Raw genomic sequence first — 10,136 nt, forward strand, 5'->3', positions numbered from 1 at the left:
TTAGGAAAGGAAATTCTAAAGACTTGATTTGAAGGAGCCGACTTACGCGCTAATATCCTGCTATTTCGTTGTAGTTGAAATGAATTTTGACTGCTAGGTTCGCCAAGGATACAGCCGAAGCGCTTAAGTGCAAATGTTGCGATTATCCATCGTCCATAACGAAAAAGGCAGCCAAGAGGCTGCCTTTTCTATTGAAAAAAGAAGGGAGAAGGAGTTATTCAATTACAAGCTTGCGGAGCGTGTATTCGTCGCCACTCTTCACCTTTATGTGGTAGATACCAGCCGCCAGCTTTGACAGATCTACTGGCTGCTGGTCACGGTTGTTTACTAGGCTAGCAGTATGTACCAACTGACCAAGCAGGTTGGTTACTTCTACTTGCAGAGGTCCTTTCGCGCTAGTTGCGTGCACATCAAGCATAAATAAGCCTGTGCTTGGGTTCGGATACACGCTAATGGCACGGTCGAACTCAGGGGAGTTGGTTGCTAGCACCTGCGAGATGCTAACGTCGTCGACCCATAAGTAAAACTGGTCTACTCCACTAATGGCATGGAAACCAATGTAGTAATTACCGGTAGTTGGTGCTGTGATCGGAGCGACTTGTCCGGCCGCTTGCCCAGGCGTTGCAGTAACGTACGTGCTATTGGTGATGTTCGTATTACGGAAGATCGTAGTCGTTTGGCCAGCGGGCGTCGCCGTGGCGCCAAATGTTACTTCCAATCCCTCTGGGAAAACAGCTGACTGTGCACGGTATTTAAACTGCAGCTGATAACGTCTTCCGGCTTGTACAGCAACAGGCGGCGTGAAAAACCAGTCGTCGGCGGGGTTGTTGGAGCTATACGTATAGCGCATGGCGTTCGGGGCAGAGCCGGTCGCATCAGCTGTTACGGCCCAGGTTCTAGCGTCAGCGTTAGCATCCAGTACCGTGATACCACAAGGCAGTGTGTTAACGGCTACTCCATCAAAGTTTTCGAGGTAGGGCGCCGTAACAACGGGATTGACGCAAGAGGTAGCGAAAGCAATAGGCCCTACCAGCGTACTCCGGTCGGTGCTACCGCAATTGGCGCGGATGTAAAAATCATAGTTGGTGCTGGAAGCTAGGCCGGTTAGGTTGATAGGCGAACCCGTAACCGTCGTGCCACCCGTAGTGGGAGCCGGAGCCCCTCTGGGTACCACCCAGTAGGTAAAGCCCGTGCCATTGGTTGGTCCGGCCAACGTGACGGTGGCCGTAGTACTCGTAATAGTGCCGATGGTAACTGCCGTAGGAGGCAGGCAAGTAGCGATGGTCGAGAAAGTAACTTGGTCGCTCAATACACTCTGGCCAGCCGTGCCCCCGCAGTTAGAGCGCACGTACACCTGATAACGCGTGTTTGGAGCTAAGCCATTAATCGTGACAGGCGACGCAGTAGCGGGCACGACGGTACCACCTGTGGTAGGGCTAAATCCGTAAGGTCCGTAGATTAAGCTGAAGCTGGTAACGCCACTGGGAGCCGTGAAGGCCACCGTGGCACTAGTCGTTGTCAGGTTGGAAACGGCAACGTTAGTCGGGTAGTTGCAGGTGACGGCGCCACCTAAGCTTACCTCTAGCGCTAAGCGTGTTTTCAGCGTGGTTGTGCCAATATCCGTCCAAGCCCCGCCATCCGCTAGTTGGTAGAAGGAGGTGTTGGCGCGTAACGGATCTTCGAGCTGGTACGCCACCCCTACGTTGGCTGCCCCACCAGTGGCTGTGCCTACTTCACGAACTGCTAGGTAATAACTACCTGTTACAGCAACGGAAGGAAGCGGAAGGGTTACGGTGTTCAGCTGGCCAGTGGTACCTACAATGGTAGGACGGGTTTGTGTGGGCGAAGTGTACAAGGCGGCGCCAGGCGTACCACCTGCCCCGGCGGCGTTGAATACTTGCACTTGGTATAAAGTGCCCGCGGTACCGGCATTTACAAACGTTACTTTTGCCTCGTTAAGCGTAATGGGCTGGCTTGTGGTGAATTTTGTTGCTAAAGCTCCACCTGGCGCCGTGCTGCTGATCCCGACACCCGTAACGACGTAGGGTTTAGTTGCGTCAATCTGGGTAATGCGCGTGGTGGTTACCTGCTGCTCGTAGCTCTGCGCATTGTTCGTGTTATTGGCATCAGTTGGTACAGTGACCGTTACTGTGTTCGTGCCCAGGGCTAGGGTGGCGGGGTACGGATCGAAAGTGACTACAGAAGTGGCGCCAACTGCTAGCGTTGCAACCGTTTTAGTGCTCGTAAACGTGTTGGCACCCGTTACTGTAAGCGTAACGGATTGGTTGACAAGGGCAGTAGTACCCGCATTTCGGATAGCTGCGGACACTGCATGCGGCAACGAAGACGGCGTTGCTAACTTACCTAGCGTATGAATAACCACAACGCTGGCGTCTTGCGCCTGTGCTGTGGTCAGCCCAACACAGCAGGCAGCCGCTAGCATTACGTGCCGCCAGCGTGACTGGAGGCTTTTCCGGATGTACAGTTGTTTCATGATAAGTAATGAAAAGGTGATAGGGAAAAAAAAGATAACTCAGTTGCAAATAGGTAGTTAGATAGTTTCTGCTGGTAATATGTGTAGATATTCTTAACTGCTAATGCGTTATTGTGAAAAACATGATAAAAATCTTTATAATGTTTTATTCTGTTGCCAATTGCTCTAGGTATAGTCTAAAAGCTTATTACTCATGCTCACGATAGTATTGATCGGTACCGGACGAGTCGCTACTCAGCTAGGTCCGGCGCTTGTGCATGCTGGTCACCGTATTGCCTATGTATGGAGCCGTACGCTAGCAAGCGCCGAACGGCTGGCTGCTACGCTGCCTGATGCACAGGCCGGCACTAGCCTCGATATGCAGGCGCATCCTGCTGATCTGTATGTAGTTGCCGTGCCCGATGCCGTAATACCCGTTGTGTTGGCTGAAGCTAGGTTTCCGAGTGGGGCCTTGGTGGCGCATACCTCCGGAACGCTGCCCTTACAGATATTCGCTTCCGATAAAGGGCTGCGCAGTGGGGGTTTTTACCCGCTACAGACCTTTAGCTTAGGTAGGCAAGTAGATTGGCAAAAAGTCCCACTCTGTATTGAGGCAACGGATGCTAGCAGCGAAGCTAGGTTGTTGGCCGTAGCGCACAGTATAAGTCAGCAGGTGGCCCTTGTTGCTACCCCGCAACGGCAGGCATTGCATGTAGCCGCAGTATTTGCCTGCAACTTCACCAATCACTTGCTAGGTATCAGTCATGCCTTACTCACCGAAGCTGGCCTGTCCTTTTCACTGTTAGCCCCCTTGGTACAAGAAACTGTTGATAAAGCGTTCGTCCATCCGCCTTTCTCGGTGCAGACGGGACCCGCGGCGCGTGGCGACGAGCCTACAATAGCTAGCCATCAGGTTGCCTTAACTACTCACCCTAGGTGGCTAGAACTGTATAAGGAGCTGACTGCTAATATTAAAGCACAAACTTTGAAGGAAGCTGCAAACAATGAAGAGCCCTTACAGCTTTGATTCGCATGCAGGGGTGCGTACCTTCGTGCCCGCATTTCGCTCCGCTCAAGCATTTATCCTGTGCAAGTCGCCAATATTACTTTTCAGTTTCAGGACGGCCAAACTCCCCAAACGCACGTTGCGGCCCAGGGAGAATCGGTGCTGGACGTCGCCCTCAACAACGGGATTCAGCTGCAGCATAACTGCGGCGGCGTTTGTGGGTGTAGCACCTGCCACGTGTATGTAGTAAAGGGGGAAGATGATTTGCCCGAAATCTCCGATAAAGAAGAAGACTTCATTGACCGGGCAGTTAACCCACGCATCAACTCACGGCTAGCTTGCCAGTGCGTTGTTCAAACTTCTCAGGAAATAGTCATTCTTGTTCCTCCGCAGGACTTTTTGGGTCACTAACGAAGGGTTGAATTTTAAGTGTTGAACAGTGAGTTGCTGCTTGTATAAGGAGCTCCCGATCTCGATAAACACTTAAAGTACTACGCTTAATATTTAACACTCAGTACTTCAAAAATGAATCATTTCGAGCCACCCATGCACTGGGGCGACCATGAAGATGTTGCCATGGCGCTTTACGAGAAGTTTGGTGATGACTTCTCAGAGGCGAAAATCTATCGTATTCGCTTTACAGAGCTACTGGAGTGGGTGCTGAGCCTGCCTAACTTTGCTGGCACCCGCGAGCAAGCCACCGAAGGGCATCTCGAACAAATTCAAGCAAAGTGGGTATACGAGTGGCGTGACAACCAATAGCTTAACCAGCTTTTAACAAGCAGTAAGCGTCACGCATCAAGTAGCAGTACTTTCATGAGTCTTCCTAGTTTATCCGCTGTTCGTGCTTTCGTTCTCGATGTGGATGGTGTACTAACGGATGGTACACTACTGGCCCTGAACTCCGGCGAGCAAGCCCGCACTTTTCATATTCGGGATGGGTACGCCATTCGGCATGCCGTTGCGAAAGGCTACCGGATTGTTGTCATTTCAGGCCGGGAAGAGGAGGGCGTACGCCGCCGCCTAGAGTCGCTTGATGTGCACGACATCTATCTAGGTGTGGCTGATAAGATGAAGATCTTTAATAACTACATCAACATCCACCGCCTCGACCCTATGTACATCGCCTACATGGGCGATGATATGCCGGATGTGGAGGTGATGCGCCGGTGCGGCGTGGCGGCCTGCCCCAATGATGCCGCCGCCGATGTAGTGGCTATCAGCAACTATATAGCTACGCTACCCGGTGGGCGCGGGGCGGTGCGTGAGTTGATAGAGGCGGTGATGAAGGCGCAAAATACCTGGTAAGCAAGCACTACCGTAGAGCAGTTACCTCACACAATATTATTGAGTTAGGACGCGTTTGAGGGCGCAGTTGTGATTTTATAAAAGTCCTTTATCTTTACAAAATCATCCATTCACCACTTTTATTTTCATGAAAACAGGAACCGTAAAATTCTTTAATGAGTCGAAGGGCTACGGCTTCATTACAGAAGACGCTACGAAGGAAGATTTCTTCGTGCACGTAACCGGCCTTAACGGGGGCCAGATTCAGCAAAACGACCGTGTTGAATTCGACACGCAGGAAGGTCGTAAAGGCGTTAACGCTATCAATGTAAAAAAGCTGTAAGCTAGTCTTACGTAATTTTTTGCTTGCTAGAAAGCCTCTCCGTTCATGGAGAGGCTTTCTTTTTACTTCGTATAGTAACTAACTAGGTTAGGGCAAGTGATGTCTATTCTTCTAGGTGGTTTTATCAGATCTATGCGTTATTCCGCTTCTTCACCGTCTTCTTGGGTAGGGGCGTCCGGGTTAAAAGTCGCGCGACAACTCTTGGTGCTGGTGCGCTTTCCTAATCTGCTGCTGATGACGCTGTGCTCCTTATTGGTGCGCACATGCTTACTGCATGCTCCTTTGTTAGAGATACGTTTTGGTCTGTTGCTGCTTGCTACCTTATGTGTGGCGGCGGCAGGATACATTATTAATGATTACTATGATGTTAAGATCGACGCCATCAACCGCCCTGACCGCCTGATCGTCGGACGAGTAGTCAACCGGCGGCAGGCGATGCTGGCGCATTTACTGCTCTCTGGCGAGGGCGTGGTAGTTGCTGGCGCCTTATCACCTTTGCTTGGACTTGTAAACCTAGGTTCGGCGCTGCTCTTGTGGGGGTACTCAGCCCGGTTCAAACGGCTACCGCTGGTCGGTAACCTAACTATTGCGCTGCTCACGGCGGCCTTGGTATTGTTGCCGGAGTTGCAATTACGCACCGGGCAAACGACTGTTTGGGTGTATGCATTGGCCGCTTTTCTGCTTACCATGGTGCGCGAAATCATTAAGGATGTGGAAGATATGCGTGGCGACGCTCAGCATGATTGCCGGACGTTGCCCATCGTGTGGGGAATTATTCGCACGAAATGGATAGCAGGGTTCTTCTTGGCAAATCTCCTCTTGCTGGTGACGGGTGCAGCTTGGCATGCCCTGTCGCACGATAAGCTAGGCTTAGGCGTGTGGTTAGTAGTAGTCGTGATTGGGCCGCTGCTCGGTCTGGGGCGGCTACTAGTACGCGCCGACCGGCGGCGAAATTTCACCCAGCTGAGCACTTGGTGCAAAGGAGTAATGCTAGCTGGCGTGCTATCAATGAGCTGGATGGCTTTCCGCTAGCATAACGTTTCTGGCTCAGCTTCGTTAGCAGAGGAATTCCTGATCAGGCTTGGGATACTAAGTGCCCAATACTGCATTAGACTGATCGTCTTCATCCACTTTGTTCCGCTCACGCCCATCTATGCGCTTCCTCTACGTAGTGCTGCTACTGAGTACCTTATCTCGGCTAGCTAACGCCCAAACGGCATCCGATTCTGCTGCTACAAAATCCAACCCAGCTGTTTCGGCGAAGCCAGTAAAAAATAAGGCCGACAAGCCTGCTTTCTGGCCGGTGCCGCTTGCGTTTTACCAACAAGAAACCGGCTTTGCCGCTGGCGCCGCCATCTTGCCTGTGTGGCGCTTCGGCAACGATACGACTGTCCGCAAGTCGAATGCTCGTCTGCTTGCTTGGTTTTCGCAGAAAAAGCAAACGACTATTCAGCTTACACACACCATTTTCACGCCTGAGGAGAAGTTCTACTTCTCTGGTGAGCTAAGCTACTACGATCTGGTTTTCAATTACTACGGCGTTGGTAATGATACGCGTAAGAGTGACGAGGTTCAGATTCAGTATCCTCTATTCGTATTTGATGAAAAAGCATTGGCGAAAGTTGCGCCCAATCTGTTCGTCGGACTACGCTACCGCCTCACTAATCTAGGTGACGTAAAGCTGAAGGACGAACAAGACTACTCCATTGGCAATCCGCCAGTAGTGTACAATCAGCTCAGCGGAACCGCTAATCTGCGTGGGTTAGGGGAACAGCGCAACGGCATCATCAGCTCTGGCCTAGGTCCTGCTTTGCTCTATGACGGCCGTGACAATGTGCTTGCCACTTACCGGGGTAACTTCATCGATGCCCACATGCTTTTCAATGGCTCACTCCTAGGAAGCGACTACAAATTCACGCGTTATCAGATAGATGCCAGGCACTTTAACCCTTTGTTTGGGAGCAACAATACGATCTTGGCAATGCAGTTTTTGGGGCAATATCACTCAGGTGATGTGCCTTTCCGTGAGCTAGGTGGCATGGGGGCTACATTGGGCGGCTCCTTATATAACAACACCTACCTGATGCGTGGTATCTACGAAGCCCGTTTCCGCGACCGTCAGTTCTCAACGTTTCAAGCTGAGATTCGGCAGAAACTATTTTGGCGGATCGATGGCGTCGCCTTTGCTAGCGTAGGCCAAGTTGGCTATAAGATTTCCGACTACACCTTTGATGGTACCAAGGTAGCCGGTGGTCTGGGCGCTCGTTTTCGCTTCAACCGTCGCGACCGGCTTAATATCCGCCTCGATTACGGAGTGGGTTCCGGTGGCAACTCCGGAATTATCTTCGCCGTTGGCGAAGCTTTCTAGTGTAGCCTAGGTAATTTAGTAAGATCTCGGAAAAGGCCCGTAACAGTTGTTGCGAGCCTTTTTTCATGCTGTTGGTAATAGGTCTGCTGGGGAAAGATGGCGTAATAACTTGGGCTCAGCGCGGCACAGTTACTACCTTCGCCGCATCAAACCAGCTTAATTAACTTTTGCCATGCAGTCTCAGCCAATTCGCGCCGCTCTCATTTCGGTGTATTATAAAGACCAGTTGGAGCCGTTGGTGGCGGTGTTGAAAGCTCACGGTGTGCAGCTATATTCTACAGGTGGTACGCAGAAGTTTTTGGAAGAACAGGGCGCCACCGTAACGGCAGTGGAGAGCCTCACGGGCTTCCCAGCTGTATTTGGTGGGCGCGTCAAAACGCTACATCCAAAAGTTTTTGGTGGCATCTTGCACCGGCGCCACGAGCCCGGCGACCTAGCCGAAGCCGCTCAACACGAAATTCCACCGATCGATCTGGTTATTGTTGATCTGTATCCCTTCGAAGAAACTGTTGCGGCGGGCGCACCAGAGACAGATGTTATTGAGAAAATTGATATTGGTGGGATTTCGTTGCTACGTGCTGCCGCTAAAAACTACCAAGACGTACTGGTCGTAAGCAGCCGCGACCAGTATGCGGCCGTAACGGAGCTGCTGACTCAGAAAAATGGTGCAACTGACCTCGACGATCGACGTCATTATGCAGCGGCTGCTTTCGAAGCTACTTCGCACTACGATACGCAGATATTTGGTTATCTGAGCCAGGGCACCACCCTGCAAGACACGTCTCTGAAAATCAGTCAGAAAATAGCGACGCCTTTGCGCTACGGCGAAAATCCGCACCAGGCCGGTACTTTCTACGGGGACCTAGCTGCCTTATTCGACCAACTCCATGGCAAGCAGCTTAGCTATAATAATTTGGTCGATGTAGATGCTGCGGTAGCACTCATTGCCGAGTTTACGGATGGGCAGCCTGCTTGTGCCATCCTGAAGCACACCAATGCTTGCGGTGTAGCACAAGCTCCCGCGCTCCGGGAAGCATATCTGAACGCTCTGGCCTGCGACCCCGTGTCAGCATTCGGTGGCGTGATCATCGTGAATAAGCCTGTCGATGAACCAACCGCTGTCGAACTTAACAAGCTGTTCTTCGAAGTATTAATTGCGCCAGAGTTCGATGAAGCAGCACTATCGCTGCTTCAGAGCAAGAAGAATCGGGTGTTATTGCGTCAGAAGCCAGTAGCATTTCCTGTTAAGCAGATTAAAACGCTGCTCAATGGCTTTATCGAGCAAGATGCCGATCGCAAAACAGAAACTGCTGCTGACTTCCAAGTAGTCACGCAGTCAGCACCTACAAGCGAAGAAGTAGAAGCGTTAGTATTTGCTGCCAAAATCTGCAAACACACCAAAAGTAACACTATCGTGCTTGCCAAATCTGGGCAGTTGCTAGCTTCTGGGGTAGGGCAAACCTCACGAGTAGATGCGCTGAAGCAAGCCATTGAGAAAGCGCGCACCTTCGGCTTCGACCTCCACGGCGCAGTAATGGCTTCGGACGCCTTCTTCCCTTTCCCCGACTGCGTAGAAATTGCGGGCGATGCTGGCATCCGGGCAGTTGTTCAGCCTGGTGGTTCTATCAAAGACAAAGACAGCATTGCTGCCTGCGATGAGCGCGGGATGGCTATGGTGATGACTGGAGTGCGCCACTTCAAGCACTAAGCTTCACCTAATCGACCTAGGTTTTAGCCTCTAAAGAACTGCCCTTTAGCGAGACGCTGGTACTAGCGTCTCGCTAAAGGGCAGTTCTTTCTGCGAATAACGATGCTTCTGCTGTGACAACGCACATTTGTACGCTAACACTAATTAGTATTTATGCTTAGCAAACCTTTCCGCTCGATATAAATGGTCACCGCAAACGTTTCAGTAAAAACTATACTTTTTGTTCACGTAAAATTTATATAAAAAACACAGTCTTAAGTTCAGAAACGCGTATAAGGCATTACCTAATCTGTACAAGTGCAAAAACTGTATAGTGTCCCTATTGCCAGACTAACGATTAATATTAAATTATAACTATGTAATAAAAAATGTAATTTTATTTTGATGGTATATTTTTCTAACGTAATATTGCACCCGAAGCTTTAAAAACACCTTTTTTTAGATGTTTTATCCAACAAAAACCTGCCATTTTAGAGCGGCTAGCTTATAAGAGCATAAGCACACTGAGCTAAACGAGTAGGGAACGAAGGGGTAACACAGAAAAACTTGTTAAGAGCCATACAGTTTCTAATCAATGCTGCTTTCTTAAGAGAGGCTATAAGTAATAGAAATGCAACGCGTTATGCGATTGCAAAAACTCAAAACTTTCCTTCTTTCAACTAAGTACTGATTTCATCAACGTTAACACTAGCAGGTTCGATAGCCTCACTTCTTACTCTGAAAATCATGGCCGCATACGCAACATTAAAAGAGCAGGGAACTATGCCTAACCACTTCTCTTACCGTCAAGTTGAAGATGCTGCATTTCGCGCTGCTGTCGTTAAACGAGCTTTCGACCTAGTATTCGCCTCATTGGTACTAGTGTTTTTACTCAGCTGGCTTATTCCGTTGATTGCGCTTCTTATCAAGCTAGATTCAAAAGGTCCGGTCTTCTTTAAGCAGCTGCGCACA

General features: G+C 50.3%; 10 protein-coding genes. 9 read left to right on the forward strand and 1 reads right to left on the reverse strand.

Translation table 11 applies throughout. The features are described from left to right. Positions 1 to 214: 214 nt before the first annotated feature. Complete coding sequence (locus BXP70_RS26590; protein ID WP_086597161.1) at positions 215 to 2,494, reverse strand: T9SS-dependent choice-of-anchor J family protein; 2,280 nt, start codon at positions 2,492 to 2,494, stop codon at positions 215 to 217. Positions 2,495 to 2,687: 193 nt separating this feature from the next. On the opposite strand from BXP70_RS26590, the gene BXP70_RS26595 reads away from it, so the two are divergent. The 9 genes from BXP70_RS26595 to BXP70_RS30990 form a co-directional block, all read left to right on the forward strand. Next, complete coding sequence (locus tag BXP70_RS26595; RefSeq protein ID WP_086597162.1) at positions 2,688 to 3,500, forward strand: Rossmann-like and DUF2520 domain-containing protein; 813 nt, start codon at positions 2,688 to 2,690, stop codon at positions 3,498 to 3,500. Between the two features lie 60 nt (positions 3,501 to 3,560). Then, positions 3,561 to 3,890: a 2Fe-2S iron-sulfur cluster-binding protein gene (locus BXP70_RS26600; protein WP_086597163.1), complete on the forward strand. Its 330-nt coding sequence runs from the start codon at positions 3,561 to 3,563 to the stop codon at positions 3,888 to 3,890. Between the two features lie 114 nt (positions 3,891 to 4,004). Then, a complete protein-coding gene (iscX, locus tag BXP70_RS26605) occupies positions 4,005 to 4,241 on the forward strand; it encodes a Fe-S cluster assembly protein IscX (RefSeq protein WP_086597164.1) in 237 nt (78 codons plus the stop codon). A gap of 54 nt (positions 4,242 to 4,295) precedes the next feature. Further along, positions 4,296 to 4,787 (forward strand): KdsC family phosphatase, encoded by a 492-nt coding sequence (locus tag BXP70_RS26610; protein ID WP_086597165.1) that lies wholly within the window; start codon positions 4,296 to 4,298, stop codon positions 4,785 to 4,787. A gap of 127 nt (positions 4,788 to 4,914) precedes the next feature. Beyond that, positions 4,915 to 5,109 (forward strand): cold-shock protein, encoded by a 195-nt coding sequence (locus BXP70_RS26615; protein ID WP_086597166.1) that lies wholly within the window; start codon positions 4,915 to 4,917, stop codon positions 5,107 to 5,109. A 132-nt stretch (positions 5,110 to 5,241) separates the two neighbouring features. Continuing rightward, the gene (locus BXP70_RS26620; RefSeq protein WP_086597167.1) at positions 5,242 to 6,141 is read left to right on the forward strand and encodes a geranylgeranylglycerol-phosphate geranylgeranyltransferase; all 900 of its coding nucleotides are present in this window, start codon (positions 5,242 to 5,244) and stop codon (positions 6,139 to 6,141) included. A gap of 121 nt (positions 6,142 to 6,262) precedes the next feature. Then, positions 6,263 to 7,477, forward strand: a complete 1,215-nt coding sequence (locus tag BXP70_RS26625; RefSeq protein WP_086597168.1) for a BamA/TamA family outer membrane protein — start codon at positions 6,263 to 6,265, stop codon at positions 7,475 to 7,477. A 172-nt stretch (positions 7,478 to 7,649) separates the two neighbouring features. Next, a complete protein-coding gene (purH, locus tag BXP70_RS26630; protein WP_086597169.1) occupies positions 7,650 to 9,185 on the forward strand; it encodes a bifunctional phosphoribosylaminoimidazolecarboxamide formyltransferase/IMP cyclohydrolase in 1,536 nt (511 codons plus the stop codon). 726 nt (positions 9,186 to 9,911) lie between these two features. Then, on the forward strand, positions 9,912 to 10,136 hold a 225-nt coding region (locus BXP70_RS30990), incomplete at its 3' end, for a sugar transferase (RefSeq protein WP_179197862.1).

The organism is Hymenobacter crusticola (assembly GCF_002154225.1).
In the GTDB taxonomy this organism is placed as follows: Bacteria; Bacteroidota; Bacteroidia; order Cytophagales; family Hymenobacteraceae; genus Hymenobacter; species Hymenobacter crusticola.

Coding starts and splice junctions, on each gene's coding strand:
- BXP70_RS26590 (WP_086597161.1), bottom strand. CDS start 2,494: ATGAAACAACTGTACATCCGGAAAAGCCTCCAGTCACGCTGGCGGCAC.
- BXP70_RS26595 (WP_086597162.1), top strand. CDS start 2,688: ATGCTCACGATAGTATTGATCGGTACCGGACGAGTCGCTACTCAGCTA.
- iscX (WP_086597164.1), top strand. CDS start 4,005: ATGAATCATTTCGAGCCACCCATGCACTGGGGCGACCATGAAGATGTT.
- BXP70_RS26610 (WP_086597165.1), top strand. CDS start 4,296: ATGAGTCTTCCTAGTTTATCCGCTGTTCGTGCTTTCGTTCTCGATGTG.
- BXP70_RS26615 (WP_086597166.1), top strand. CDS start 4,915: ATGAAAACAGGAACCGTAAAATTCTTTAATGAGTCGAAGGGCTACGGC.
- BXP70_RS26620 (WP_086597167.1), top strand. CDS start 5,242: ATGCGTTATTCCGCTTCTTCACCGTCTTCTTGGGTAGGGGCGTCCGGG.
- BXP70_RS26625 (WP_086597168.1), top strand. CDS start 6,263: ATGCGCTTCCTCTACGTAGTGCTGCTACTGAGTACCTTATCTCGGCTA.
- purH (WP_086597169.1), top strand. CDS start 7,650: ATGCAGTCTCAGCCAATTCGCGCCGCTCTCATTTCGGTGTATTATAAA.